Origin of the sequence: Winogradskyella thalassocola (assembly GCF_900099995.1) — a bacterium.
Taxonomy (GTDB): Bacteria; Bacteroidota; Bacteroidia; order Flavobacteriales; family Flavobacteriaceae; genus Winogradskyella; species Winogradskyella thalassocola.
This window is the reverse complement of sequence record NZ_FNCZ01000002.1, coordinates 228,396-254,262: the sequence shown is the minus strand read 5'-3', so window position 1 is coordinate 254,262 and position 25,867 is coordinate 228,396. Positions and strand designations below refer to the sequence as shown.

Genomic DNA, 25,867 nt, shown 5'->3' with positions numbered 1-25,867 from the left:
TTTAAAATATAATGCTATTTCAACCCATAAGTAACCAAATAGAACAATTACAAATTGACGCTATTTCAGAGGAGCGTAAAGCCATTTTACAACCACTCATTAATTACATTCAACTTAAGACAACGGAAAACAACGTTGTTAACTTAAATTTTATTTGTACACACAATTCGCGTCGTAGCCATATGTCTCAAGTTTGGGCACAGGCCATGGCATCTTATTTTGACATTAAAAATGTATTTTGTTATTCAGGTGGAACAGAAGCTGCAGCGCTTTTTCCTGTTGTGGCTAAAACGCTTGAAAATACAGGGTTTCAAATTGAAACACTTTCTAACGGTAGCAATCCGGTTTACAGCATTAAATATTCGAAAAACGCACATCCTGTTATTGGCTTTTCAAAAACGTTTGATGATGAATTCAATCCGACGTCAACTTTTGCGGCCATAATGACCTGCTCTAGTGCAGACCAAGGTTGCCCTTTTATTGGTGGATCAGAAAAACGAATTCCGATTACTTATGACGACCCTAAAGCTTTTGATAACACTCCACAACAATTAGAAAAGTATAAAGAACGGAGTCTTCAAATTGCTACAGAACTAAAATATGTATTCTCTAACATCACAAAATAATAGCGATGACTGCCATCAAGAAAAAACTGAGTTTTTTAGATAACTATCTTACTTTATGGATTTTCATCGCCATGGCGATTGGAGTTGGCATTGGCTTTTTTGTACCGTCATTTCCCGAATTAGTAGAATCTTATAGTAGCGGAACGACCAATATACCTATTGCAATCGGACTTATTTTAATGATGTACCCTCCATTGGCAAAAGTCAATTATGCATTACTCCCTAAAGTATTTAAAGACGTCAAAGTATTGTCAATTTCATTAGTTTTAAACTGGATTATTGGCCCGGTTTTAATGTTTGTGTTAGCAATTACATTTCTAAGCGATTATCCGGAATACATGGTCGGTTTAATTTTAATTGGCTTGGCTCGGTGCATTGCCATGGTTTTAGTTTGGAACGATTTAGCAGAAGGCAGTAGCGAATATGGTGCAAGTTTAGTGGCTCTAAATAGTATTTTTCAAGTCTTTGCTTATAGTTTCTACGCTTATTTATTTATTACAGTGCTTCCACCCTATTTTGGGTTTGAAGGCGCTATTGTAGATATTTCCATTGCTACGATTGCTGAAAGTGTGGCGATCTATTTGGGTATTCCATTTTTGCTCGGTATTCTGTCCCGTTTAATTTTAGTAAAACTTAAAGGTGAAGAATGGTATACCAAAAAATTTATACCTACCATTTCACCAATGACTTTAATCGCATTATTATTCACCATCGTAGTTATGTTTTCATTAAAAGGTGAATTGATCGTAGAAATACCAATGGATGTATTAATCATTGCAGTGCCCTTATTAATCTATTTTGCACTAATGTTTCTTATTGGATTTTTTGTTAGTAAAGCCATGGGAGCCACTTACGATAAAAACGCAGCGATTGCATTTACCGCGGCTGGTAACAACTTTGAACTAGCTATTGCTGTAGCTATTGCTGTTTTCGGATTAAACTCAGGACAAGCATTTGCAGGAGTCGTTGGCCCATTGGTAGAAGTACCTGCTTTAATACTATTAGTACGCGTGGCGTTTTGGCTTCGGAAAAAATACTATTTACCACAAAAAGGTTAAGTCAGAATTGTTTTTTCCCTAAGTCTTGTTAAAGTTTGTTTAACTTTACGCTTAAATAGTTAAACATAGAGTATCTTTACATTGTAAATCAATTACAATGGCAAAAAAGAAAAACATAACACAAGACGACCTTATCTCATACTATATGGATTATGTATTGACACATAACCATAAACCAAACTCTGTCTACGCTTTTGCGAAAGACAATAATTTTGAAGAACAAAAATTCTATGAATATTTTAGTTCTTTCGAGATCTTAGAGCAATCCATTTTTAAAATATTTTTTGATCATACTTTAGCTGTTTTAGAAAAAAGTGAAGATTATCAATCTTTTGATGCACGAAACCAACTGCTTAGTTTTTACTATACCTTTTTCGAAATATTAACGGCGAACAGAAGCTACGTTGTACAAGTCTTAGGTTCAGATAAAAATCAATTGAAATCTTTAAAAACATTGTCGCATTTAAAGAAGAACTTTACTAATTACATCGAACATTTAGACATAAAAACAATTGATCTTAAGGAAGAAAAACTTGAAAAATTAAAAAACAGAGGCCTCAAAGAATCGGCTTGGTTTCAATTATTAGTCACGCTTAAATTTTGGTTAGACGACTCTTCTACCTCATTTGAAAAAACAGATGTGTTTATCGAAAAATCAGTTCAGGCGAGTTTCGATTTAATCGATACCACTCCATTAAAAAGTCTTATAGATTTTGGCAAATTCTTATATAAAGAAAAAATACACTCCAACTAGATGAAAACAATAGACAGCATTCCGATTACTAAAATATCTAGAGCTTCAAAATTAGTTTCAACAGGAGCAAAAGTAGGAGTTAATTATTTGAAATATTACGGCGACAAAATGGTCAACTCAAAAGAAGATGCCAAAGAACGTTTAAATCAAAATAATGCCGAGGATATATACGATAGTCTTAAAACACTTAAAGGCAGTGCACTTAAAGTCGCACAAATGTTAAGTATGGAAAAAAGCATATTGCCACAAGCTTATGTTGAGAAATTTTCATTATCTCAGTTTTCCGTACCACCATTGTCACCACCATTAGTTATAAAAACATTTAAAAAATACTTCGGCAAACATCCCGAAGATATCTTTGACACTTTCAATGCAACTTCAGTCAATGCTGCTAGTATAGGACAAGTCCATATCGCAGAGAAGAATGGGAAGAAATTAGCTGTGAAAATCCAATATCCTGGAGTTGAAGAAAGTATTGCATCAGATTTAGCGTTGGTAAAACCTATAGCTATAAAGATGTTTAATATTAAAGGGAAAGATTCTGATAAATACTTTAAAGAAGTTGAAAATAAACTCACAGAGGAAACCAACTACATCTTAGAAATTGCGCAGAGTAAAGAAATTGCGGAAGCTTGTAAACACATTCCAAATTTAAAATTCCCTAACTATTACGAGGAGTTTTCATCTGAACGTATTATTACTATGGATTTTATGTCTGGCGAACATCTTTCGGAATTCACAGCACATAATACAGACCAAGACAAATCCAATAAACTAGGTCAGGCTTTATGGGATTTTTATATGTATCAAATTCACAAGTTGAGAAAAGTACATGCCGATCCACATCCTGGGAATTTTTTAATCTCTGAAGACAGTAATCTGATTGCCTTAGATTTTGGATGTATGAAAATTATTCCTGAAGATTTCTACATTCCTTATTTTGAATTAGCAGATAAAGCATGTATTGAAAATCCAAAACGATTTACTGAGAAACTTTATGAGCTCGAAATTTTGAAGAACAATGATTCTGAAGAAGAAATTAAATTCTTTAGCGCTATGTTTCATGAGTTGTTAAGTCTTTTCACTAAACCATTTCATGTTGAAGAATTTGACTTTTCAAATCCTGAATTTTTCAATCAAATCTCAGATATGGGACAACGCTACTCTAAAAGTACAGAACTCAGAAACATGAATGGTAATAGAGGATCTAAGCACTTTATTTATATAAATAGAACATTCTTTGGATTATATAATTTAATGTTCGATCTTAAAGCTGAAAACGTACAAATCAATAATTTCAAAAACCTTTAAATGTTAGAATTTAGCAGTGAAAACATAAACCAAATGGAACATCTGTATAGAATTAACCTAATTAATAGCTGTTCTGGTTATAAATCTGCAAATTTAATTGGTACGAAAAGCAAAGAAGGCATAAGTAACGTTGCGATATTTAGTTCTGTTACACATTTAGGTTCTAATCCGGCACTGTTAGGCTTCTTTATTAGACCAAAAACAGTAATGCGTAACACGTATTCTAATATTAAAGCCACAGGAAAATACACCATTAATCATATTCATTCTAAAATTATTGAAGACGCACATCATACATCTGCTAAATATGATTCAAACATTTCTGAATTTGATACCACTAATTTAATTGAAGACTATAAAGGTGAATATTTAGCACCATTTGTAAAAAACTCGCCAGTACAAATAGCCATGCAATATTTAGAGGAATATCCTATTACCGCCAATAATACCATCCTTGTAATTGGAAAAATCGAAAAACTATTTATCGACAATACATTGGTAGAGGAAGACGGATTTGTCAATTTATCTAAAGGAGATATAGCTACCATAAACGGTTTAGATGGTTACAGTATTCCTAAACTACAAGAGCGTTTAGAGTACCAAAGACCAAAATCAGAATTTAAAAAAACAACTATTTAATGCGCATATTAATCTCAGGCACCACAGGCTATATAGCTAGACGATTAGCATTACAACTTCTCGAAGACAAACACGAGTTGGTGTGCTGTGTGCGTGATTTAAGTCGTATTCCAGATGAAATTGAAGATAATCCCTTATGCTCGTTTATAAAAGTTGATTTTCTCAAACCAGAATCTGCTGAAATTCCAAAAGATATAGATGCAGCGTATTATTTAATTCATTCAATGTCTACAGGTTCTGAAGATTTTGAAGATTTAGAACGCCAATGTGCACAAAACTTTAAAAACTTAGTAAAACCAACAGAGTGTAAACAAGTCATTTATTTAAGTGGTATTGTAAATGATGCGTCACTTTCAAAACACTTAAAGTCGCGATTACAAGTTGAAAACACTTTAAAATCTGTACGTTATGCCCTCACCACATTTAGAGCAGGAATTATAGTTGGTAGCGGAAGTGCTTCTTTCGAGATTATAAGAGATATCGTAGAAAAATTGCCATTTATGATCACACCCAAATGGCTAAATACAAAAACACAGCCGTTAGCGATACGCGATGTGCTCAATTTTTTAGCTGGTGGTTTAGGTAAAGAAGAACTATACAACGGCGCTTTTGATATTTACGGTCCTGAGATATTGACTTATAAAGAAATGCTCCTTCAATTTGCTGAAGTCAGAGGATTAAAACGATATATCGTAACTCTTCCTGTATTAACACCAAAACTCTCATCCTACTGGTTATATTTTGTAACCTCTACATCGTTTCAATTGGCTGCTGCTTTAGTTGATAGCATGAAGGTTGAAGTCATTGGAAAACCGAGTAAAATCAATGAAATCATCGGTATTAAACCCATGGATTACAAAACGGCTGTGGATTTAGCGTTTCAAAAAACAGAACAAAATGCCGTGATATCCAGCTGGAAAGATGCCGTTAGTAGTGGACGCTTTAAAGATCAATTATCCAAACATATAGAATTACCGCAATTTGGGTGCTTTACAGATGAAAGGCAAAAACCTGTCATTGATGAAAATTTTACTTTAGATAAAATATGGGCTATTGGCGGCAAAAACGGTTGGTATAGCTTTAATGGCCTCTGGAAAATTAGAGGCTATATGGATAAACTTTTTGGTGGAGTTGGTTTAAGACGTGGGCGCACAAGCAATACCTATTTAGAAGCCGGTGATGCCTTAGATTTTTGGCGTGTTTTATACGCGAGTAAAGAAGAAAAAAGATTGCTTCTTTTTGCTGAAATGCGCTTACCTGGTGAAGCTTGGTTAGAATTTAAAATTGTAAAAGGCCAATTACACCAAACTGCAGTATTTAGACCTAAAGGTATTTGGGGGCGATTGTATTGGTATTCTGTGTTACCTTTTCATGCCTTTGTTTTCAATGGTATGCTAAACGCTTTGGTGAAAAAATGAAAGGCGTAAAGAAAGCAAATCTTCCAACAAAAATATGTCCTGTTTGTAATCGCCCTTTTTCTTGGCGTAAAAAATGGGAAAACAATTGGGACGTTGTAAAATATTGTAGTGAAAAATGCAGAAAACATTAAGACTCATATTAGGTGATCAACTCAATTCTAACCACTCTTGGTTTTCAGAAGCAAAGGAGAACGTTATTTATTGTCTTTTTGAAATGCGACAAGAAACGGATTACGTAACGCACCATATTCAGAAAGTAATTGGCTTTTTTGCTGCTATGCGAAGTTTCGCTGAAGAACTACAATCTAATGGACATAATGTAATTTATTTCAAGATTAATGATAAGAGTAATACACAAAGTTTAGTCGGTAACTTATCAAAAATAATTAAAGATCACAATACTGAAGCTTTTGAATACCAACTGCCAGATGAGTACAGATTAGATCAGCAACTCACTGAATATTGCAAATCATTAGTCATTGAAACCCATACTTCCGATTCCGAACATTTTTATACTTCTAGATATGAATTAAAAGAATTCTTCGAAGGTAAAAAAACCTATCTCATGGAAAAGTTTTATCGCGATATGCGTAAGAAACATGAGGTACTAATGGAAGGCAAGCAACCTGAAGGAGGCCAATGGAATTACGATAAAAGCAACAGGAAAAAGTGGAAAGGCAAACCCGAAATCCCACATTACAAATGGTTTATTAATGATGTTTCTAAAATCGTTTCAGACATAGAAAAAGCCAAGATTAAAACAATTGGTTCTTTTAAAACGGAAACCTTTAGTTATCCAATAAATAGAGAACAAGCCCTTGAACAGCTCAATTATTTCTGTGAACATTTATTAATTCGTTTTGGTGATTACCAAGATGCCTTGCATACAGATCAAGTATATTTATTTCATTCGCGTATATCGTTTGCCATGAATATTAAGCTGTTGAGCCCTAAAGAAGTGGTCAACTCGGTAATAGACTATTATTACGAGCATAAATCTGAAATAGATATTTCTCAAGTAGAAGGTTTTGTACGTCAAATTATTGGTTGGCGCGAATATATGCGAGGTATGTATTGGACTTTAATGCCAGATTATAAATCAGAAAATCATTTAAATAATACGAATTCACTTCCTGAATTTTTTTGGACAGGCAACACCAAAATGAATTGCCTAAAACAGAGTATCAACAATTCTTTAGAGAATGCTTACGCGCATCACATACAGCGCTTAATGATTACAGGAAATTATGCCTTATTAACTCAAATTCATCCAGATGAAGTCGATGCTTGGTATTTGGGTATTTATGCAGATGCTATAGAATGGGTACAACTACCTAATACTAGAGGTATGAGTCAATTTGCCGATGGTGGAAAAATTGCAACAAAACCCTATGTATCTTCAGGTAGTTATATTGATAAAATGAGCAATTATTGCGACAAGTGTCATTATAATAAAAAAGAGAAAATAACGGATAAGGCTTGTCCTTTTAATAGTTTGTATTGGAATTTCTTAGATGATAAACGAGAGATATTAGGAAGCAATAGACGCATGGCAATGATGTATAGTGTATTAGATAAAATGGATAAAAGCCAACTCAATACGCTTAAAGAACGCGCAACCGCTATCATAGAGCGCCCAGATGAGTACTAATAAAGAACATATTAACGTGGTTTGGCTTAAACGCGATTTAAGACTTCAGGATAATGAAGCGATTGCGAACGCCTTGTCATTTGGTAAACGCACACTAATCCTATACGTTTTTGAACATTTATTATTGAACGATGCACATTATAATGAGCGTCATTTTAATTTCATTAAAGAATCTTTACAAGATATTAATGGGCAACTTTCAGAATACAATTCGAAGGTATTAGCCGTTACGAGTGACATTACAAGTACGTTTAACCTGATACAAGAATTCTACAAAATTGATGCTATTTTTTCACATGTTGAAACCGGATTATTAATCACCTACAACAGAGATAAAGAATTTATACGGTATTGCCGAAATAATTTCATCGACTGGAAAGAGTCTAAAAATAATGGTGTAGAACGTGGTTTAGTAAACCGTGATAATTGGTTTGAAAATTGGGAAGATTATATGAATAGTACTCTCGAAGTTTTTCAACCTACAGAAAACCAGTTATTGAATCGCTCTGAAATCGACGACTTAGAAAAGATATTTTCGGTAACTAATTTAGTGACGCCTACAACTACAAAATTTCAAAAAGGAGGTACAACTGTAGGTTGGAAATATGCTAATTCATTCTTCGAAGGCAGATATAAAACGTATATGCAGGATATTTCAAAACCAGAAGCCTCACGAAGCAGCTGTAGTAGAATTTCACCGTACATCGCTTGGGGAAACTTATCCATACGGCAAGTGTTTCAAAAAGCTCAACAATTAAAAGCTGAAACGAAAGACACACTTCATATTGGTGCGTTTATCTCTCGACTGCGCTGGCAAGCTCATTTTATTCAGAAGTTTGAAATGGAGCACGCTATGGAAAATGCCAGTGTTAACAAAGGCTACCATAAATTAAAGAAAGGCTTATCCGAAAGCTACCAAAAAGCGTTGCAAGAAGGCCAAACAGGATTTCCATTAGTGGATGCTAGTATGCGATGTTTAATTGAAACAGGTTACGTAAATTTTAGAATGCGTGCCATGTTGACATCTTTTTTCACCCATATTCTATGGCAATCTTGGCAGAAGGCAACTACGCATTTATCACAACAGTTTTTAGATTTTGAACCTGGTATCCATTTTCCACAATTACAAATGCAAGCCGGCGAAACAGGTATTAATAACTTGAGAATTTATAACCCAACATTGAATGGGTTAAAACACGATCCTGATGCTATTTTTATTAAAAAATGGGTACCAGAATTAGCACTATTAGATTCCGTTTTTATACACGAACCTTACCTAATGACAGAAATGGAGCAAGGGTTTTATAACTTTAAGTTAGGTGAAGATTACCCAATGCCTATAGTAGATGTAAACGCAAATCGTAAACGCGCTAGTGATATTCTTTGGAATATGAAAAAGGATCACGAAGTCCTTAGTGAAAGTTCTCGGATACTAAAGCGACATACTATACAAGACAGAAGTAGAATGCTAAGAAATAATTAGCTATACGGCCTCATTAAGTAAACTTTATAGTCATAATTATCTGTTAATTTTCGTTTAACAATATAACAAAATCGTTAAACGTTTTGTATATTTGAGACGCTATGATATTAAACACTACACATTATAATACTGAACATAAAGAGATTATTGCAGACTTAGTTGGCAGTTCTTTTAGTTTGGTACAGAAATTGAAAATGAATGGTGTAGGTTCAAAGCGCATGATCATTGATAAAGTAAGTCCGAATATGCAATCCATGATGAATGTAGTTTCGGATAGCAATTATGGAAATATTGAATTGAGACCTAAAGGAATTCTAATAAGAATTAATAAAAAATTGAAAAAATTTACTTGGGTTATTCCTTATTACCATCTCGTTATATATAAAATCAATGGATCTAGTATACATGCACAAGGAAAATTTGTGCATTTTAGAGCTGATAAAACCTTCAAAGAGAATAAGAAGTTTTTTGATAAGTTAATTGACGAAAAAGTAAAGTATGACATGCATTATGCAATGCCTCAAGGATTATGAATTTAGAACTTAAGGACATTGACAGAATTATTGAAATGGCATGGGAAGATAGAACACCTTTCGATGCTATAACATTTCAATTTGCATTAAAAGAACAAGAGGTTATTAATTTAATGCGAAAAGAATTAAAACCGAGCAGCTTTAGATTGTGGAGAACAAGAGTACAAGGTAGAGCCACTAAACACAGTAAAAAAAGAACATTTGAGGAGGGCAGATTTAAATGTTCGAGGCAAAGAACAATAACAAATAACTCTATTTCAAAACGTTAACACGTGCTTTGATTTAAGACTGGAGTACTTAAAGACAGCACATTAAAAAGATTCTATGATTACAGAAAAAAATTCCAAAATAAACGGTCTTACACTTAATGGATTTAATAAAGAAGACATCGGAGATGATCATTTATTTACAAGTTTAGACACACCAATGAAGCCCAATGCTTTTGAAATGTCTAATAGCGATAAGAAAGAACGTATCTCTATTTTATTTTCAGAAATAATGGATGTGCTAGGTTTAGATTTAACTGATGATTCTCTGCAAGGCACACCAGATCGTGTTGCAAAGATGTATGTTGAAGAAATATTTTCGGGTTTAGACCCTGAAAACAAGCCAAAAGTGACACTTTTTGATAATAAATATCAATATAATCAGATGTTAGTAGAAAAAAATATTACCTTCTACTCTAATTGTGAGCATCATTTTGTGCCTATTATAGGAAAAGCACATATTGCTTATAAATCATCTGGTAAGGTAATTGGACTTTCAAAATTAAACCGAATTGTTCAATATTATGCTAAGCGACCACAAGTACAAGAGCGCTTAACTAATCAGATTGCAAACGAACTAAAAACGGTTTTAGAAACCGAAGACGTTGCTGTAATTATAGACGCAAAACACTTATGTGTGTCGTCTAGAGGTGTCCAAGATGACACGTCTACAACAGTAACAACATATTATGGAGGCGAATTTAGTAACGCTTCAAAAATTTTAGAATTACAAAACTATATAAACAATTAAGCTATGGAAACAACAATAGAAAAAGCTATAGAATTTGAAAACAGAAAATTTTCATTTAAAACAACAAGTGATAGAATTATGGCTGCAAGAGAGGCAAAAGACCTTATCCTAGAAGTCAACGAATTATACAAAGAAAAGAAAGACGCCAAACTAATGGATTTAATGAAGCGTCTTACTGTGATAAAACAAAAAATTGAAAAACGTTTAAAGGGACGACCGTTAACTGCTACCTCATAATATTTTATGAAACGGTTAATAGTTATAGGAGGAAGCAAAGGTATTGGCAAAGCAATTGTTATAGCTTTGCTTTCTTTTTATGATGAAATTGTAAATATCAGCAGAACAGCACCAGAAGAATCGCATCCTAACTTAAAACATTACAGTTGCGACATTCTAGCAGATGAATTACCAGACATAGATGAAGCCGATGGCTTAGTGTATTGTCCTGGAAGCATCAACTTAAAGCCAATTAACCGGTTAACAGTAGACGATTTTAAAAATGATTTTGAAATCAATGTCATCGGAGCTGTTAGAGCGATTCAGAAATACATACCAGCTTTAAAAAATGGAACACATCCCTCAATTGTACTTTTTAGTACCGTTGCAGCTAAACTTGGTATGCCTTATCATGCCAGTGTAGCAGCGTCTAAATCGGCAGTTGAAGGTTTAACAAAATCATTAGGAGCAGAATTAGCACCTCTAATAAGAGTTAATGCTATTGCACCTACAGTAACGGATACAGAATTGGCTTCCAAATTACTACGTAACGATCGAATGATTGAAAATATGAATGAGCGCCATCCGCTTAAGAAGTATTTACAACCGGAAGAAGTTGCAGGCATGGCCGCATTTTTATTATCTGATAAAGCAGCATCGCTTTCTGGTCAGATATTTGAAATGGATTGCGGCATTGTAAGTTTTAAATTGTAGAAACACTTTTAGTTAAGGCAACTAGATTATCATTAACACTATAATAAAATGATGACGACAGCAACACAACCACTTTACGATATTAAAATTAATAGCTTGCAAGGAAAGCCTATAGACCTTCATCAGTTTCAAGGTAAAAAAATACTATTTGTAAACGTGGCGTCCAAATGTGGATTTACATCACAGTACAAAGATTTACAAAATTTACAAGACACCTACAAAGATACACTAGTTATTATTGGTGTGCCTTGTAATCAATTTGGAAAACAAGAACCAGGAGAGGCTAGCGAAATACAAGAATTCTGCGAAATCAATTATGGTATCACATTTTTAATTACTGAAAAGATTGACGTAAAAGGAGAAAATCAACATCCATTATATGCTTGGTTGACTCAAAAATCTAATAACGGAAAACAGAATTCTACTGTAAAGTGGAATTTTCAGAAATATTTAATAGACGAACATGGTGAATTTTTAAATTACTACTACTCTATTACAAGCCCTACGAGTTCAAGACTATTAAAGTATTTAAAATAAATAACTATGTTCGGATTATTTAAGAAACCATCGGAAGCCGACAAACTTCACAAACAATATGAAAAACTTATGGCGGATTGGCATAAGCTTTCTGCAACGAACAGAGCTGAAAGCGACAAAAAATATGCTGAAGCCCAATTAATTGCTGATAAAATTGATAAATTAAACCAATCATAAGTTGAAAAAAGTCTATCTCTTCATACTGTTTCTAATTATCAATTTTGCCGGACTTGCACTGGGAAGTTTCTTTATGGGTGATGCCATTACAGGTGAGTGGTATTCTAATTTAAACAAAGCACCTTGGACTCCACCTGGTTGGGTCTTTGGAGCGACTTGGACACTCATTATGATTTGTTTTTCGGTATATCTCAGTTATTTATTTACGATTCGTAATTCTAAATTTGTAATAAGTATTTATACCATCGCAGTTGTACTGAATGTAAGTTGGAATTATTTATTCTTCAATCAACAACTCCCCAACTTAGCTTTAGTCAATATCATTTTATTAACCTTAGTCATTATGTACTTCTTTATCACCTTTGGAGATGATAGATTAAGTCGATTAAAATATCTATTGCTTCCTTATATCATTTGGCTGTGCATTGCCACGTCGTTAAATGGTTATGTTGTTTTTAATAATTAGAATCAAGCTTTGCACAACTTTCCTTCTTATACTTTTATCTACGAAATATCCATTTATTTTGAATATCTAATACGCTATGAAAATATACACCCTACACAAAAAACAAAAGCTTCCTATTTCAGTTGAACAAGCTTGGGAGTTTCTATCTAGTCCTGCTAATTTAAAAGTGATTACCCCAGATTATATGGGGTTTAATATCCTTTCTGGTGCAGATAAACCTATGTTTCCTGGTCAAATCATTCAATATATTGTTACACCTGTTTTAGGAATTAAAACCAAATGGGTAACTGAAATTACTCATGTAAAAGACCATGAGTATTTTGTAGATGAACAACGTTTTGGTCCTTATGCACTTTGGCATCATAAACATTTTATAAAAGAGATTGATGGTGGTGTTGAAATGGAAGATATTATAGATTACAAATTACCAATGGGAATACTAGGACAACTCGTGCATCCGTTTTTAGTACAACCAAAATTGGAAGAAATATTTAATTATAGAACTCAAAAGTTGGAAGCGTTATTTGGAGCTTACAACAAATAAAATACATCAGTTCTATCGCGTTCAATCACAAATTAAATCAGCATTTTAAATGAGTAAAAAAACAAATATATTTTGGTTTAGAAGAGACTTAAGACTAGATGATAATCTTGGGTTTTATGAAGCGCTAAGCGGAGCTCATCAAGTACTTCCAATTTTCATTTTCGATACTGAGATTTTAGAACGCTTACCTAAAGACGATGCGCGCGTGACATTTATCCATCAAACGCTTCAAAATATGAGGCAAACATTACAAGATGAACACGACAGTAGTATTGCAATATTTCATGGTAAACCTGAAGTTATTTTTGAGCAATTATTAGAAGACTACGAGATTGAAACGGTGTATACCAATCACGATTACGAACCGTACGCCAAGGAACGCGATACTAAAATTAAAACGTTCTTAGAAAAGCATTCTATTGAATTCAAAACATTTAAAGATCAAGTCATTTTTGAAAAAAACGAAGTCGTAAAAAAGGATGGTAATCCGTATTTGGTTTACACACCTTATATGCGGACTTGGAAAGAAAAATTTCAAACTATTGCATTAGAAATTTACTATACCAATTCGTATTTAAATAATTTAATTGCACATAGTCGATTACCTAATCTTAGTTTATCAGATATTGGTTTCGAAAAATCCAATCAAGAAATTAAAGATTATGAGGTCACTCCGACATTGATTCAAGATTATGAAGCCACACGAAACTTCCCTGCAAAAGACTCCACATCGCGTTTAGGTCCGCATTTACGATTTGGAACAGTAAGCATTCGTAAAATGGTGAAAAAAGCGATTGCGGAACAGAATGAAATATTTTGGCAAGAATTGATTTGGCGCGAATTTTTTATGGCTATTCTATGGCATTTCCCACAAACTGTAGACAATGCCTTTAAACCAAAATACGACAGAATTGAATGGCGTAATAATGAAGACGAATTTAAAAAATGGTGCGACGGCCAAACGGGTTATCCCTTAGTAGATGCAGGCATGCGACAGCTCAATGAAACAGGTTTTATGCACAACCGTGTTCGCATGCTTGTTGGTAGTTTTTTATGTAAACATCTATTAATAGATTGGCGTTGGGGAGAAGCCTACTTCGCTGAGAAATTACACGATTACGATATGGCAAGTAATGTTGGCAATTGGCAATGGGTTGCAGGCTGTGGAGTTGATGCTGCTCCGTATTTTAGAATTTTTAATCCCACCACTCAGATTCAGAAATTTGATAAAAATCACGATTACATAAAAGAATGGGTTCCAGAATATCAAGAACTCACCTATCCTCAGCCTATGGTCGATCATAAAATGGCACGAGAACGCTGTTTAGAAACCTATAAAACAGCATTAGCTTAATAAGACGTAAAAAGTAATTGAGGTAAATTATAATAAAATCAAAAAGTTAACGTTGCTATATACAAGACCGTTAAGGTCTTAACTGAAATAACCATTTCAATAAACAATTTTAAAGCCCTGATTAGTCTTCGGGGCTTTTTTAGTGTTGTGTAAAAAAACTCAATCATTATTTCAGATGGAAAAACAAACTTTTTATTAACTTTAAAGCACGAACTTAAAATCGAAATGTTATGAATACTTGGGGAGTTGCAAAAAAATGGAAAGAAATGTGCGAAAAAGGTAATAACTTGGATTGCATTAACGAGCTATATGCAGACAATGTGGTAAGCCGAGAAATGCCTGGAATGCCAGGTGAAGTTATAACTGGGAAACAAAATGTTTGGCAAAAAAGTAAAGAATGGATAGATAGCGTGGAAGATATTCACGCTAGTAGTATTAGTAATCCTTTAGTCGCTGGTAACTTTTTTACGGCTAAAATGGATTTTGATTGCACTTTTAAAAACGGAGGTAGGCAACAACTACAAGAAGTCTGCGTCTATGAAGTCATCGAAGGAAAAATAACAAGTGAGCAATATTTTTATTAAATAGATATCAAAAAAAAAGCTTCAAGATAAACTTGAAGCTTTTTTTTATACGTAATTCTAAGAATTCTAATTTCCTTCTACACGTTCAATCTTAGCTCCAATAGCTCTTAAACGTTCATCAATATTCTCATAACCTCTATCGATCTGTTCAATATTATGAATAATTGATGTGCCTTTTGCAGACAAAGCCGCAATTAATAACGAAACACCTGCTCTAATATCCGGTGAAGTCATGGTTGTAGCTTTTAATGTCGATTTAAAATCATGACCAATAACTGTAGCTCTGTGGGGATCACAAAGGATAATCTTTGCTCCCATGTCAATCAATTTATCGACAAAGAACAAACGACTTTCAAACATTTTTTGATGTACAACAGCACTTCCTCTAGCTTGAGTTAAAACCGTTAAGATAATACTCAATAAATCTGGTGTAAATCCTGGCCATGGTGCATCTGCAATGGTTAAAATAGAACCATCAATAAAGTTTTGTACTTCATAACCATCAGTATGTGCTGGTATATGAATATCATCACCTTGACGCTCAACCGTAATTCCTATTTTTCTAAATACATTAGGGATTTGACCTAAATCATCCCAACTCACATTAGTAATGGTTAATTCACTTTTTGTCATCGCAGCCAAACCAATCCAGCTACCAATCTCAATCATATCTGGTAACATTCTATGCTCAGTTCCACCTAAAACATCAACTCCTTCTATAACTAATAAATTAGAACCAACCCCTGAGATTTTAGCTCCCATACGATTCAGCATCTTACAAAGTTGCTGTAAATACGGTTCGCAAGCTGCATTATAAATAGTGGTTGTGCCTTCTGCTAAAACAGCAGCCATTACAATATTAGCTGTCCCGGTAACAGAAGCTTCATCTAAAAGCATATAAGCGCCTTTTAGCTTTTTTGCTTCTACACCATAAAATAATTCTTCCTTGTTATAACGGAATTTAGCACCAAGATTAATAAAACCTTCAAAGTGTGTATCTAAACGACGACGACCAATTTTATCACCACCTGGCTTAGGAATATAACCTTTACCAAAACGTGCTAATAAAGGACCTACTATCATAATAGAGCCTCTTAAACCTTTACCGTCTTCTTTGAACTCTTCAGATTCTAAATATTTTAGATTAACCTCGTCTGCTTTAAACGTATATGACCCTTTATCTAGCTTATTGATTTTAACACCCAACTTTTTTAATAAAGCAATGAGTTTATTAACATCAATAATATCAGGAATGTTATCTATCTTAATTTCTTCGGCAGTTAAGAGCACTGCACATAAGATTTGTAAAGCTTCGTTTTTTGCGCCTTGAGGTTGAATTTTACCTTTTAATTGGTGACCTCCTTCAATTTTAAATGTACTCATACGTTTTTAGTAACGTTTTCTGTTATTAGTATATTTTTTCTTATTAGAAGATGTATTCTTTTTGCTTGTATTGCTTTTACTACCATACTTAGATTTGGTACGCATTAAACTTGTAGAATCACTAAGATCTTCTTCTGTACTTTTTAAATCAATTTTACCACCCGAAAGTTCTAGTAAATGCGCATAAATAACATCATCCTCAACCGTGTCTTTGTTCCAATTTAGAAAACACTTTTTCATGTGATTTGCAATTGTAAAAGTCAAAGCTTCTTTTAAATCTCCATCTTCCCAACTGACAGCAACATCAATCATAGTCTTTATGTTATTACCATAAAAACGATATTTCGGGAAATTCTGAGGGTATTTTAAAGGCTCTGGTCTGGCTTGTATTTCTTCTTTCGATGGTTCACCATAAGGCGCATCAACATCAATTTCAAAATTTGCCATTATAAACAACTGATCCCATAATTTATGCTGAAAATCTGGCACATCTCTTAAATGTGGTTGTAGATTTCCCATTACAGCAATAATTGCTTTGGCTACTTTATTACGTTCTTCTTTTGTTTCGCGAGACTTAGCGTAATTGATCATCTTTTGTAGATGACGTCCATATTCTGGTATAATTAAATGCTCGCGCTCTGTGTTGTATTCTAAATCGTCAATCAAAATTGTAAAATGTGTATGTGTAGTCTATAATTTTAAACCTGAAGTCTCTCGGTTTTGTTGCAAAGTACAAAAAAATATGAAGCTTGTATAAAAATTAAAGGGAAATTACTCCTTCAACATTTTCTGCCACTTCCTTATATTTAGCTATAACCGCTTCTGGATTTTTCATTCTCACATTTATAGATACACTAGTGTATTTTCCGTTTTTTGATTCTGTAGTCGTAATAACGGCTCCTAAATTATCAAAAAGAGCTTCAATGTGGTTAACTCCTGAACCTTCAGAAAGCACAATGAATTTATATAAGTATTCCGATGGCCAAAGGGCTGTATCGTAAAGTTGAGATTTTAATTTGTCGTAAAACTCGTCTGTTTTTTTAGAATTATCCATGATGAAATTTTTCAGTTGTAAAGATACGTTTAACTTTACATTTTTATCTTTTATTTTTACATCAAAAATATTGCCAATTTGAATCCGAAAAAAGTCGTTATCGCAGGTGGACCAGGGACTGGAAAAACCACAATCATCAATGAGCTAAAAAAACATGGTTTTTTATGCTACGATGAAATCTCTAGACAAATCACGTTGCAAGCCAGAAAAGATGGTATTGAACAACTATTTTTAACTGAACCACTTTTGTTTAGCGAAAAACTTTTAGAGGGTAGAGCAAAACAATTTGTAGATGCGGAAAAAGAAACCGAAAATGTCGTTTTTTTAGACAGAGGTTTACCCGATGTAATCGCGTATATGGATTATATTGGAGATACCTATCCTAAGCATTTTGTAGAAACTTGTGAAAGTCATAACTACGACTCTATTTTCATTTTGGCTCCTTGGCAAGAGATTTTCACAAGTGATAGTGAACGTTATGAAAATTTTGAAGAAGCCATAGAAATCCACAATCATTTATTAGAAACCTATAAGCGTTTTGGATATCATTTAATTGATGTACCTTTTGGAAGTGTAGAAACTAGAGTTGAATTTATTCTAGAGTCCTTAAATTTGCAGTAATGCATCCTATAGAAGTTTTAGAACGGTATTGGAATCATACCTCCTTTAGACCGTTTCAAGAAGACATAATTACTTCGGTTCTAAACCGTGAAGATACCTTTGCACTATTACCAACCGGCGGAGGCAAATCGGTTTGTTTTCAAATTCCGGCTTTAATACAAGATGGTATTTGTATTGTTATTTCGCCTTTAATTGCTTTAATGAAGGACCAAGTAAATACCTTAAAAGCAAAAGGTATAAAGGCCATTGCATTAACGTCTGGCATGTCTTATAAAGATATAGACACTCAACTCGATAATTGTATTTACGGTAATTATAAGTTTCTCTACCTCTCACCAGAACGTTTACAACAGCCTTTAGTGCAAGAACGCATTCAACAAATGCGTGTAAATCTAATTGCGGTAGATGAAGCCCATTGTATTAGTCAATGGGGAAATGATTTTAGACCTGCTTATAAAAACATTTCGGTTTTACGACAAATGCATCCGCATGTTAATTGTATTGCATTAACGGCTACTGCTAAGCATAATGTGGTTGATGATATTGTTGAAAATCTCGATTTTATAAATCCTAAAATCTACAAAGCATCTTTTGCGAGACCAAATATTGCCTATGATGTTATTCATACCGACGATAAATTATTTCAACTAGAACATCTATTAAAAAAGTATTCGGGGTCCTCTATTATATATGTTAGAAACCGAAGAGCAACATCCGATATTCATAATTTTATTACTGCTAAAGGATTTTCCTCTACATTTTATCATGGAGGTATTACCAATAAAGAAAAGCAAGAACGCTTATACCAATGGACCAATGGTCAGAAGCAAATTATGGTGGCGACTACTGCTTTTGGAATGGGAATTGATAAAGCCAACGTCAAAACCGTTATTCATATCAATTTACCCGAAAGTATAGAGAGTTACTACCAAGAAGCCGGACGAGCAGGAAGAGATGGTGAATTAGCCCATGCTATTATTTTAAAACAACATGTTGATGAAGATCATCTTCGCAATCAGTTTTTAAGCACCTTACCTTCGGTTGCTTTTGTAAAGACGGTTTACAATAAATTGTGTAACTATTTTCAAATCTCTTATGGAGAAGGGGAAAACACCATGCATCAATTCGATTTTAAATCCTTTTGCAGTCATTATAAACTAAACTCAAGTATTACTTATAATGCTTTGTTGTTGTTAGATCGCAATGCTATTATCACATTAACCCAGCACTTTAATTTTAGAACTAAAATTCAATTTATAACCACAAATGCGGTATTGTTTCAATATTTAGAAACCCATCTCGATTTAAATGTTCTGGTTAAAGTATTACTAAGAACTTATGGAGGTATTTTTGATTATGATACCAAAGTGAATTTGAGTTTGGTGGTTGATAAAGTGAATCTTCCCGAAAAACAAGTGATTGCACAATTACAACGTTTAGAAAAAGATGAAGTGATTAGCTTACAAATGGCCAACACAGATTCTGAAATCACCTTTTTAAAACCTAGAGAAGACGATATTACCATTAATCCAATTGCAAGAACAATTAAACAGCAACACACCTTAAAGCATCAACAAATTGAATCTGTTTTACAGTATGTTAAAGATGATTCGATTTGCAGAAGTCAACAACTACTTCGTTATTTCGGTGAAAATTCAGATGCTACATGTGGCATATGTTCGGTATGTATAGCCAAAGCTTCAAACACAAATACAAATGAAGCTATTACACTTCAAATTATAAAAGCGTTACAAGATGAAGCTTTATCTTCGCGACAATTATTACAGCATATCAAATGTTCTGAACACGACCTTTTAAAAAGTCTTTCAGAACTTATAGAAGTCAAAAAAATAAAATTAACACACGCTAATACTTACACACTTGTATGACACATAAACGTGATTTACGCATCGTTTTTATGGGCACACCCGATTTTGCGGTTGCCACACTAAAAGCTCTTATAGACAACAATTATAATGTGGTTGGGGTACTTACTGCACCAGACAGACCTGCAGGGCGCGGTCAGAAACTAAGAGCTTCTGCAGTAAAGGAATTCGCTTTAGAACATCAATTGAATATATTACAACCAACAAACTTAAAAGCAGAATCATTTTTAGAAGACCTGAAAGCTTTAAATGCCAATCTACAAATTATAGTGGCGTTTAGAATGTTACCAAAAGTCGTTTGGCAAATGCCAAAATATGGAACATTTAACCTTCACGCCTCATTACTTCCGCAATATAGAGGAGCAGCACCAATACATTGGGCTATTATTAATGGAGAAACAAAAACCGGAGTCACCACATTTTTTATAGATGAAAAAATTGACACAGGAGCCATCATTCAAAGTGAAGAAACTGAAATAGGGCCAACAACGACCGTTGGTCAATTACATGATGAATTAATGGCTATAGGGAGTGAATTGGTGATTAAAACGGTGGAACAGATTGAAACGGATTCGGTTACTACAACAATTCAACCTCAAACCGACGATTTAAGAACGGCTTACAAACTTAACAGAGAGAATTGTAAAATAGATTGGTCGCAACCTATAGATACTATATATAATAAGATTAGAGGCTTAAACCCATTTCCTACGGCATGGTGTTATTTAGATAATGACGACAATGAGCCATTATCTGTAAAACTATATGGTGTAGAAAAACGAGAAGAAAACCATAACAATGCAAATGGCTGTATTATTGCAACTAAAGATGAACTAAAAGTCGCATGCCAAGGAGGTTATATAAACATCTTAGAAATTCAACTTCCTGGAAAGCGAAAAATGGAAATAAAATCCTTACTGAATGGGTTTAATTTTTCTGAATCTTCAAAACTGCTGTAAACCCTTATTATCATTGGTTTTATAAAAAACCCGATGAAATACATACCCTTTATTAACAAATGTCTTAAGTTATTAACAAAAAGCCGTATTTCCCTTGCTATTACTTGTGTAGCTTAATATTCCTAATAATTTTGTGTACGGATTTTAAAGAACTATTATTTTAGAATCGAAATTTTAACAATTTAAATTTAATATTTATGAACAAAACAGATTTAATCAATGGAATGGCAGAGAATGCTGGAATTACTAAGGCAGCTGCTAAAAAAGCATTAGACTCTTTATTAGTTGATATCGAAGGATCTTTACAAAAAGGTAACAGAGTATCTCTAGTTGGATTTGGTTCTTGGTCAGTTTCTAGAAGAGCTGCAAGAGATGGAAGAAACCCACAAACTGGAAAAACTATAAAAATTAAAGCTAAAAATGTAGTAAAATTTAAGGCAGGTTCTGACTTAAGTAGCGCTGTAAACTAAGACATTTTTTGTTTCAAATACAGAAACCTGCTCCATGAGCAGGTTTTTTTTGCTTTAATTTTAATCACTTTTTCTCAAATTGAATTATATTTTTTTTAATGTCATATTGTACATTAAAATAAGTATTAGTTGTTTTTTTAACAAAAAAAACATAGATTTAGTAATATTAAATTTAGAAAAGTCAAAATGAACAAACCCGAAAAAGGCAATTTACTTATTGCCGAGCCATCTATTATCGGTGATATTTCATTTAATCGTGCTGTGATTCTTTTAGCAGATCACAACGCTTTAGGTTCCGTTGGGTTTATTTTAAATAAACCTTTAGATTATAACCTTAAAGATCTTATAGAAGGTACTGAGTCTGAATTTCCCGTGTATAATGGTGGACCTGTAGAACAAGACAACCTATATTTTATTCATAAATCACCAGAATTGATACCCAATAGCATTGAAATTTCTAATGGTATTTTTTGGGGAGGTGATTTTAGCATTGTATTAAATCTTATTAATAAAGGTAAAATTTCGAGTTCGGATATTCGTTTCTTTTTAGGCTATTCTGGCTGGGACGAACAGCAATTAGACAATGAACTTAAGTCTAATGCTTGGTTGGTTTCTGAAAACATTTACAATAAAGAAATCATTTCTAAGCCTTGTAATTCCTTTTGGCGCGAAAAAATGTTAGAACTTGGTGGTGATTATAGCATATGGTCTAACGCACCAGAGAATCCTAGTTATAATTAGAGGTAGAACCTGAAGTTGAAGTTGAAGTTGAAGTCGAAATAGGTTTTCAAGAACGTTTTGTCTCATTAAGGCTCACCTCCTTATAAAAGTTGCCTCAATCAAAAAAAAGCACTTCACTAGCATAAACTACTAATGCTAAAAACTATTTCATTACAAACTCAAATTTTTAATAATTGATGTAGATCCGACAGCGTCGGACTCAACGATTTTCAGAAATAGAGAGCTATAAATAACGTTAAGAATCCGATCAGGCCTTAGCACTCAAAATACAGTAATGAGCAACTAGCATAAATGTCTTAGCGAGCGGTGCTTTAGCAAATGCGATAGCATTCACGAATTCCGATTTAAACAATAGAAATCCATGAGTAATTTCCTAATAAATCGTTTTGACTTTTTGGTTCGTTTTGTGTCAAGACAAAATGAATATAAAGAATGATTAAGTTTTTATAAAATAAATAAACTAAACATGTATTAGCGAATGGTGCTTTAGCAAATACAAAAACATTCATAACTTCCTATTTAATAAAATAATAAAACAGGAACTAAAATGAACGTCTAAAATGACGCTCTAAGACAACAACCTCAACTTCGCATTAAGCTTATTCACTAAACTCTGCGCAAAATCACTACCATAAACCTTTTTACGATATTTAGTAATCGGAACAATTCCTTTAATAACATTCGTAATAAACAATTCATCTGCTTTTTGAAGTTCAAACGGGCTAATGGACGCTTCTTCCACAATCACATTAACATCCTTTGCTAAGAGTTCTAAAATCTGCTTTCTCATCACCCCTTTAAGACAACCTTCTTCTAAAGGCGGTGTTTTTATTTTATCGCCTTTAACTAAGAACAGATTCCCATTTAAAGCTTCAATAACACTTTTATTGGTATTTAAAACCAAACAATTATCTAAATCATTTTCTTTGGCATAAATACTTCCAATAACCTGAATGGCTTTATTATTAGATTTTAATCCCGACAATAATCCTGGAGCAACAAAGTAATCCTTATATAAATCTACAACACAATGTGCTGTTGCATCAATAGTATAAAACGGATCGTGATGTGGTTCTGCACTAATGTTAAAATGCACCTGGGCAGTATCTGAGGGTAAATATTTACCCCCTTCACCTCTATCGACATTTAATCGGACACGCGCTGATGACTGTAGCAAACTATTGGCTTCTAAAGTTTTTAGTATTTCAGACTCTAAAAATTCCATAGTAAAATTCATAGGAATATCCATTCTAAGAATCCGCATAGAAGACATTAATCTGAAATAATGATCTTCCCAAAAGAAGATTTTACCGTTAACGACTTTTAAGGTTTCAAAAAGGGCATCACCATATTTATAACCTCTATTATCTACTGTGAGTTTTGAATCTGATTGTGAACGTAATGAACCATTAAAATTTACCATAAAAAACACTCTAAAGTCTCCTTAAAGAGACCATCTTAAAAAAACATTAATTACTTCTTATAGTATTCTTACTAGAAGTATAGCATAAAAAAAATCTCGATTTAGTTTTAAAACCAAATCGAGACAAAGATATAATAGATTATGTTCTTAGCAATTATGCCGAACCTAAAACTTGTTTCAGACTAGAAATTTGATTAGTCCAAAGCATTTTTCCTTCTTCTACTTCATCGTCTTCAGCAAAATCTGTAATCATTAAAGAGACATCTTTTGTGATCTCATCGACCTGTATACGTATTTCAAAATAAGAAGCAGATCCTTCTTCATCGTCATGTAACCAACGAAACTTTACACGTTCTCCACTTTTCTTACTTAATAATTTAGCTTGTTCTTCTGAGCCATCCCAGATAAAAGTAAATAATTCTCCACGAGAGTTTACGTTATCAGCAAACCATTCCGATAAGCCAGAAGGTGTTGATATATAAGTATATATTAGTGCTGGTGATGCTTGAATCACAAACTCCATTTCATATTTTTCTTTATCGTCCATATTGCATTGTATTATGTGCTCAATATATACAATTATAGTTGAGTTTTAAACTTTAAATTAAAATTATTTTTTTTACTTTTTATTGTTTGCTGTCATAGAAATTGTTTTTATATTTGCAGCCGCAATTACGTGGATGTTCAGATGTCTTATTTGAGCTTCTAAATATGAATTGCGAATTATGGCGAGGTAGCTCAGTTGGTTAGAGCGTTGGATTCATAACCCAGAGGTCACGAGTTCAAATCTCGTTCTCGCTACACATCTTAATCGATTGCAAATTAACGGTTTAGTTCACTCTAAACCGTTTTTTTATGCTTACTTTTAATCAATTTCTTACCTTTGAACACGATTTGGAACACGATTTGGAACACGATTTGGCACACAAAAGACATTTTTCACCCCCTAAGATATACACCGCAAAAGGCGATTTATCTAAGCGTTGGTACGTATATTTCTCATTCAGAGACCCGAAGACAAATAAGCTTAAACGTCAGAAAAACATCTATGGTAATGCAAATACTTATAAAACTAAGGAAGATCGCTTCGCCCTATTATCGCGTTATCGCAAAAGACTTTTAAAACTTCTTCAGCAAGGTTATAATCCTAATATCAATAATACTGAGCTTTATAAAGTTAATACTTTAAAAAGCCATTCCTCAAATACGAGTCATAAGACAACACCTAATAATAACACTCAAATTGACGATCAAAATATAACTCCTATTCAGAACACAATACCGAACACGAAACAGAACACAGAAAGCTCGAAACAAAAAAGCGAACCTATAGAAGAAAAAGGAATGACTTTGCGTGAAGCTTTTGATTACAGTTTAAAATTAAAAGAAAATCAAATTAGCCCAAGATCCCTAAAAGACTACGAATACACGACAAATGCATTGGTTAAATGGGTAGCCAAAAACTGTCCTGATATAAAGACGATTGACCAATTTGATAAAAAGGTAGCTTCAAATTTTTTGAATTTTATTTTAATGGCTACGAGTTCACGCAACAGAAACAATTACAGACTTAATTTAAGTAGTTTGTGTCAAGTGTTAGAGAATAATGATATTATTCCATCTAATCCTCTAAAAAAAATAGATGCGTTACGTAGCATTCCAAAACGAAATAAATCTTATACCTCTGCAGAACACAAAAAAATATTTGAATACTTAAAGAAAGAAGACCCTTTACTTCTACTCTATATTAAGTTTATTAGTTATAATTTTCTAAGACCTGTTGAAGTGTGTCGTTTAAAAATAAAGGATATAAATATTGAAGATCAAACCCTTCAATTTAAAGCGAAAAATAGTCCTTTAAAAACAAAATTGATTCCTCAAAAAATAATTAATGAATTACCTGATTTGTCTAAATTAGATCCTGAATTCAGTTTATTTACACCAATAAAGATTGGAGGAGCATGGGAAACTAGTGAAACCAATAAGACTAATTATTTTTCTAAACGCTACAAAATAATTGTAAAAGATCATTTTAAATTAGATAAGGATCAAACACTTTATAGTTTTAGACATACATTTATATCCATATTGTATCATGCATTATTAAAAGGTTCTTCAACATTTGCAGCCAAAAGCAAACTAATGGAAATCACTGGTCATACTACTATGACTGCATTAGACAAGTATTTAAGAGGGATTGACGCTAAGTTACCAGAGGATTATTCAGATTTATTATAGTTTATGGGAT

General features: G+C 33.3%; 31 protein-coding genes and 1 tRNA gene. 27 read left to right on the top strand and 5 right to left on the bottom strand.

Annotated elements, in window-relative coordinates; translation table 11 throughout:
* The first annotated feature begins 11 nt into the window (after positions 1-11).
* From BLT80_RS08100 to BLT80_RS08010, 20 genes are all read left to right on the top strand, one after another.
* The gene (locus BLT80_RS08100; RefSeq protein ID WP_092467117.1) at positions 12-626 is read left to right on the top strand and encodes an arsenate-mycothiol transferase ArsC; all 615 of its coding nucleotides are present in this window, start codon (positions 12-14) and stop codon (positions 624-626) included.
* Positions 627-631: 5 nt separating this feature from the next.
* A complete protein-coding gene (arsB, locus tag BLT80_RS08095) occupies positions 632-1,684 on the top strand; it encodes an ACR3 family arsenite efflux transporter (protein WP_092467116.1) in 1,053 nt (350 codons plus the stop codon).
* 97 nt (positions 1,685-1,781) lie between these two features.
* Complete coding sequence (locus BLT80_RS08090; protein ID WP_092467115.1) at positions 1,782-2,438, top strand: TetR family transcriptional regulator C-terminal domain-containing protein; 657 nt, start codon at positions 1,782-1,784, stop codon at positions 2,436-2,438.
* On the top strand, positions 2,439-3,749 hold the full coding sequence (locus tag BLT80_RS08085; protein WP_092467114.1) for an ABC1 kinase family protein: 1,311 nt from the start codon (positions 2,439-2,441) through the stop codon (positions 3,747-3,749).
* The gene (locus BLT80_RS08080; RefSeq protein WP_092467113.1) at positions 3,750-4,388 is read left to right on the top strand and encodes a flavin reductase family protein; all 639 of its coding nucleotides are present in this window, start codon (positions 3,750-3,752) and stop codon (positions 4,386-4,388) included.
* On the top strand, positions 4,388-5,806 hold the full coding sequence (locus BLT80_RS08075) for an SDR family oxidoreductase (protein WP_092467112.1): 1,419 nt from the start codon (positions 4,388-4,390) through the stop codon (positions 5,804-5,806). The genes BLT80_RS08080 and BLT80_RS08075 overlap by 1 nt, the downstream gene beginning before the upstream one ends.
* On the top strand, positions 5,803-5,937 hold the full coding sequence (locus BLT80_RS08070; RefSeq protein ID WP_092467111.1) for a DUF2256 domain-containing protein: 135 nt from the start codon (positions 5,803-5,805) through the stop codon (positions 5,935-5,937). The genes BLT80_RS08075 and BLT80_RS08070 overlap by 4 nt, the downstream gene beginning before the upstream one ends.
* Positions 5,922-7,457: a cryptochrome/photolyase family protein gene (locus BLT80_RS08065; protein WP_092467110.1), complete on the top strand. Its 1,536-nt coding sequence runs from the start codon at positions 5,922-5,924 to the stop codon at positions 7,455-7,457. The genes BLT80_RS08070 and BLT80_RS08065 overlap by 16 nt, the downstream gene beginning before the upstream one ends.
* On the top strand, positions 7,447-8,940 hold the full coding sequence (locus BLT80_RS08060) for a cryptochrome/deoxyribodipyrimidine photo-lyase family protein (protein WP_092467109.1): 1,494 nt from the start codon (positions 7,447-7,449) through the stop codon (positions 8,938-8,940). Before BLT80_RS08065 ends, BLT80_RS08060 begins: the two co-directional genes overlap by 11 nt.
* A 101-nt stretch (positions 8,941-9,041) precedes the next feature.
* Positions 9,042-9,473 (top strand): hypothetical protein, encoded by a 432-nt coding sequence (locus tag BLT80_RS08055; protein ID WP_092467108.1) that lies wholly within the window; start codon positions 9,042-9,044, stop codon positions 9,471-9,473.
* A complete protein-coding gene (locus tag BLT80_RS08050) occupies positions 9,470-9,742 on the top strand; it encodes a TIGR03643 family protein (RefSeq protein WP_092467107.1) in 273 nt (90 codons plus the stop codon). The genes BLT80_RS08055 and BLT80_RS08050 overlap by 4 nt, the downstream gene beginning before the upstream one ends.
* Before the next feature lie 55 nt (positions 9,743-9,797).
* Complete coding sequence (gene folE / locus BLT80_RS08045) at positions 9,798-10,490, top strand: GTP cyclohydrolase I FolE (RefSeq protein WP_092467106.1); 693 nt, start codon at positions 9,798-9,800, stop codon at positions 10,488-10,490.
* Between the two features lie 3 nt (positions 10,491-10,493).
* Positions 10,494-10,727 carry a hypothetical protein gene (locus BLT80_RS08040; RefSeq protein ID WP_092467105.1) on the top strand — a complete coding sequence of 78 codons (234 nt, stop codon included), beginning with the start codon at positions 10,494-10,496 and terminating at the stop codon, positions 10,725-10,727.
* 6 nt (positions 10,728-10,733) lie between these two features.
* Entirely contained in the window at positions 10,734-11,420 is a 687-nt protein-coding gene (locus BLT80_RS08035) for an SDR family NAD(P)-dependent oxidoreductase (RefSeq protein WP_092467104.1), read from the top strand.
* Between the two features lie 48 nt (positions 11,421-11,468).
* Positions 11,469-11,957 (top strand): glutathione peroxidase, encoded by a 489-nt coding sequence (locus BLT80_RS08030; RefSeq protein WP_092467103.1) that lies wholly within the window; start codon positions 11,469-11,471, stop codon positions 11,955-11,957.
* 6 nt (positions 11,958-11,963) lie between these two features.
* Complete coding sequence (locus BLT80_RS19850; RefSeq protein WP_139181037.1) at positions 11,964-12,134, top strand: Lacal_2735 family protein; 171 nt, start codon at positions 11,964-11,966, stop codon at positions 12,132-12,134.
* 1 nt (position 12,135) lies between these two features.
* Complete coding sequence (locus tag BLT80_RS08025; protein WP_092467102.1) at positions 12,136-12,600, top strand: TspO/MBR family protein; 465 nt, start codon at positions 12,136-12,138, stop codon at positions 12,598-12,600.
* 76 nt (positions 12,601-12,676) lie between these two features.
* Positions 12,677-13,144 carry an SRPBCC family protein gene (locus BLT80_RS08020; protein WP_092467101.1) on the top strand — a complete coding sequence of 156 codons (468 nt, stop codon included), beginning with the start codon at positions 12,677-12,679 and terminating at the stop codon, positions 13,142-13,144.
* A gap of 49 nt (positions 13,145-13,193) precedes the next feature.
* Positions 13,194-14,498, top strand: a complete 1,305-nt coding sequence (locus BLT80_RS08015) for a cryptochrome/photolyase family protein (protein ID WP_092467100.1) — start codon at positions 13,194-13,196, stop codon at positions 14,496-14,498.
* Between the two features lie 230 nt (positions 14,499-14,728).
* Positions 14,729-15,082: a nuclear transport factor 2 family protein gene (locus BLT80_RS08010; RefSeq protein ID WP_092467099.1), complete on the top strand. Its 354-nt coding sequence runs from the start codon at positions 14,729-14,731 to the stop codon at positions 15,080-15,082.
* Between the two features lie 66 nt (positions 15,083-15,148).
* On the opposite strand, the gene murA is transcribed toward BLT80_RS08010, so the two are convergent.
* The 3 genes from murA to BLT80_RS07995 all read right to left on the bottom strand — a co-directional run bounded on the left by murA (position 15,149) and on the right by BLT80_RS07995 (position 17,519).
* Entirely contained in the window at positions 15,149-16,465 is a 1,317-nt protein-coding gene (gene murA, locus BLT80_RS08005; RefSeq protein WP_092467098.1) for a UDP-N-acetylglucosamine 1-carboxyvinyltransferase, read from the bottom strand.
* Positions 16,466-16,471: 6 nt separating this feature from the next.
* Positions 16,472-17,131, bottom strand: coding sequence for a DUF4290 domain-containing protein (locus tag BLT80_RS08000; RefSeq protein WP_092467097.1), 660 nt, complete (start codon positions 17,129-17,131; stop codon positions 16,472-16,474).
* A 94-nt stretch (positions 17,132-17,225) separates the two neighbouring features.
* Positions 17,226-17,519 carry a DUF493 family protein gene (locus BLT80_RS07995; RefSeq protein ID WP_092467096.1) on the bottom strand — a complete coding sequence of 98 codons (294 nt, stop codon included), beginning with the start codon at positions 17,517-17,519 and terminating at the stop codon, positions 17,226-17,228.
* A gap of 78 nt (positions 17,520-17,597) precedes the next feature.
* Between BLT80_RS07995 and BLT80_RS07990 the strand changes: the two genes are divergently transcribed.
* From BLT80_RS07990 to BLT80_RS07970, 5 genes are all read left to right on the top strand, one after another.
* Positions 17,598-18,140, top strand: a complete 543-nt coding sequence (locus tag BLT80_RS07990) for an AAA family ATPase (RefSeq protein ID WP_092467095.1) — start codon at positions 17,598-17,600, stop codon at positions 18,138-18,140.
* The gene (locus BLT80_RS07985; RefSeq protein ID WP_092467094.1) at positions 18,140-20,029 is read left to right on the top strand and encodes a RecQ family ATP-dependent DNA helicase; all 1,890 of its coding nucleotides are present in this window, start codon (positions 18,140-18,142) and stop codon (positions 20,027-20,029) included. Before BLT80_RS07990 ends, BLT80_RS07985 begins: the two co-directional genes overlap by 1 nt.
* Positions 20,026-20,985, top strand: a complete 960-nt coding sequence (fmt, locus tag BLT80_RS07980) for a methionyl-tRNA formyltransferase (RefSeq protein ID WP_092467093.1) — start codon at positions 20,026-20,028, stop codon at positions 20,983-20,985. Before BLT80_RS07985 ends, fmt begins: the two co-directional genes overlap by 4 nt.
* Before the next feature lie 197 nt (positions 20,986-21,182).
* Complete coding sequence (locus BLT80_RS07975; protein WP_008271173.1) at positions 21,183-21,455, top strand: HU family DNA-binding protein; 273 nt, start codon at positions 21,183-21,185, stop codon at positions 21,453-21,455.
* A gap of 186 nt (positions 21,456-21,641) precedes the next feature.
* Positions 21,642-22,196, top strand: coding sequence for a YqgE/AlgH family protein (locus BLT80_RS07970; RefSeq protein ID WP_092467092.1), 555 nt, complete (start codon positions 21,642-21,644; stop codon positions 22,194-22,196).
* 568 nt (positions 22,197-22,764) lie between these two features.
* Here BLT80_RS07970 and BLT80_RS07965 read toward each other — a convergent pair.
* Both BLT80_RS07965 and BLT80_RS07960 read right to left on the bottom strand, forming a co-directional pair.
* Positions 22,765-23,619, bottom strand: a complete 855-nt coding sequence (locus BLT80_RS07965) for an aminotransferase class IV (protein WP_092467091.1) — start codon at positions 23,617-23,619, stop codon at positions 22,765-22,767.
* Between the two features lie 154 nt (positions 23,620-23,773).
* Positions 23,774-24,166: an START-like domain-containing protein gene (locus BLT80_RS07960; protein ID WP_092467090.1), complete on the bottom strand. Its 393-nt coding sequence runs from the start codon at positions 24,164-24,166 to the stop codon at positions 23,774-23,776.
* A gap of 180 nt (positions 24,167-24,346) precedes the next feature.
* Between BLT80_RS07960 and BLT80_RS07955 the strand changes: the two genes are divergently transcribed.
* Positions 24,347-24,420: transfer RNA gene (locus tag BLT80_RS07955), tRNA-Met, on the top strand.
* 54 nt (positions 24,421-24,474) lie between these two features.
* Entirely contained in the window at positions 24,475-25,857 is a 1,383-nt protein-coding gene (locus BLT80_RS07950; protein WP_092467089.1) for a tyrosine-type recombinase/integrase, read from the top strand.
* Positions 25,858-25,867: the final 10 nt, after the last annotated feature.

What these genes read in the sequence shown, in the direction of transcription:
- BLT80_RS08075 (WP_092467112.1), top strand. Translation starts at nt 4,388, where the DNA reads ATGCGCATATTAATCTCAGGCACCACAGGCTATATAGCTAGACGATTA.
- BLT80_RS08035 (WP_092467104.1), top strand. Translation starts at nt 10,734, where the DNA reads ATGAAACGGTTAATAGTTATAGGAGGAAGCAAAGGTATTGGCAAAGCA.
- BLT80_RS08040 (WP_092467105.1), top strand. Translation starts at nt 10,494, where the DNA reads ATGGAAACAACAATAGAAAAAGCTATAGAATTTGAAAACAGAAAATTT.
- BLT80_RS08065 (WP_092467110.1), top strand. Translation starts at nt 5,922, where the DNA reads ATGCAGAAAACATTAAGACTCATATTAGGTGATCAACTCAATTCTAAC.
- BLT80_RS07975 (WP_008271173.1), top strand. Translation starts at nt 21,183, where the DNA reads ATGAACAAAACAGATTTAATCAATGGAATGGCAGAGAATGCTGGAATT.
- BLT80_RS07960 (WP_092467090.1), bottom strand. Translation starts at nt 24,166, where the DNA reads ATGGACGATAAAGAAAAATATGAAATGGAGTTTGTGATTCAAGCATCA.
- BLT80_RS07950 (WP_092467089.1), top strand. Translation starts at nt 24,475, where the DNA reads ATGCTTACTTTTAATCAATTTCTTACCTTTGAACACGATTTGGAACAC.
- BLT80_RS08090 (WP_092467115.1), top strand. Translation starts at nt 1,782, where the DNA reads ATGGCAAAAAAGAAAAACATAACACAAGACGACCTTATCTCATACTAT.
- BLT80_RS07970 (WP_092467092.1), top strand. Translation starts at nt 21,642, where the DNA reads ATGAACAAACCCGAAAAAGGCAATTTACTTATTGCCGAGCCATCTATT.
- BLT80_RS08050 (WP_092467107.1), top strand. Translation starts at nt 9,470, where the DNA reads ATGAATTTAGAACTTAAGGACATTGACAGAATTATTGAAATGGCATGG.
- BLT80_RS08055 (WP_092467108.1), top strand. Translation starts at nt 9,042, where the DNA reads ATGATATTAAACACTACACATTATAATACTGAACATAAAGAGATTATT.
- folE (WP_092467106.1), top strand. Translation starts at nt 9,798, where the DNA reads ATGATTACAGAAAAAAATTCCAAAATAAACGGTCTTACACTTAATGGA.
- BLT80_RS08020 (WP_092467101.1), top strand. Translation starts at nt 12,677, where the DNA reads ATGAAAATATACACCCTACACAAAAAACAAAAGCTTCCTATTTCAGTT.
- BLT80_RS08070 (WP_092467111.1), top strand. Translation starts at nt 5,803, where the DNA reads ATGAAAGGCGTAAAGAAAGCAAATCTTCCAACAAAAATATGTCCTGTT.
- BLT80_RS07965 (WP_092467091.1), bottom strand. Translation starts at nt 23,619, where the DNA reads ATGGTAAATTTTAATGGTTCATTACGTTCACAATCAGATTCAAAACTC.
- arsB (WP_092467116.1), top strand. Translation starts at nt 632, where the DNA reads ATGACTGCCATCAAGAAAAAACTGAGTTTTTTAGATAACTATCTTACT.
- BLT80_RS19850 (WP_139181037.1), top strand. Translation starts at nt 11,964, where the DNA reads ATGTTCGGATTATTTAAGAAACCATCGGAAGCCGACAAACTTCACAAA.
- fmt (WP_092467093.1), top strand. Translation starts at nt 20,026, where the DNA reads ATGACACATAAACGTGATTTACGCATCGTTTTTATGGGCACACCCGAT.
- murA (WP_092467098.1), bottom strand. Translation starts at nt 16,465, where the DNA reads ATGAGTACATTTAAAATTGAAGGAGGTCACCAATTAAAAGGTAAAATT.
- BLT80_RS08015 (WP_092467100.1), top strand. Translation starts at nt 13,194, where the DNA reads ATGAGTAAAAAAACAAATATATTTTGGTTTAGAAGAGACTTAAGACTA.
- BLT80_RS07985 (WP_092467094.1), top strand. Translation starts at nt 18,140, where the DNA reads ATGCATCCTATAGAAGTTTTAGAACGGTATTGGAATCATACCTCCTTT.
- BLT80_RS08085 (WP_092467114.1), top strand. Translation starts at nt 2,439, where the DNA reads ATGAAAACAATAGACAGCATTCCGATTACTAAAATATCTAGAGCTTCA.
- BLT80_RS08030 (WP_092467103.1), top strand. Translation starts at nt 11,469, where the DNA reads ATGATGACGACAGCAACACAACCACTTTACGATATTAAAATTAATAGC.
- BLT80_RS07995 (WP_092467096.1), bottom strand. Translation starts at nt 17,519, where the DNA reads ATGGATAATTCTAAAAAAACAGACGAGTTTTACGACAAATTAAAATCT.
- BLT80_RS08100 (WP_092467117.1), top strand. Translation starts at nt 12, where the DNA reads ATGCTATTTCAACCCATAAGTAACCAAATAGAACAATTACAAATTGAC.
- BLT80_RS08010 (WP_092467099.1), top strand. Translation starts at nt 14,729, where the DNA reads ATGAATACTTGGGGAGTTGCAAAAAAATGGAAAGAAATGTGCGAAAAA.
- BLT80_RS08080 (WP_092467113.1), top strand. Translation starts at nt 3,750, where the DNA reads ATGTTAGAATTTAGCAGTGAAAACATAAACCAAATGGAACATCTGTAT.
- BLT80_RS08060 (WP_092467109.1), top strand. Translation starts at nt 7,447, where the DNA reads ATGAGTACTAATAAAGAACATATTAACGTGGTTTGGCTTAAACGCGAT.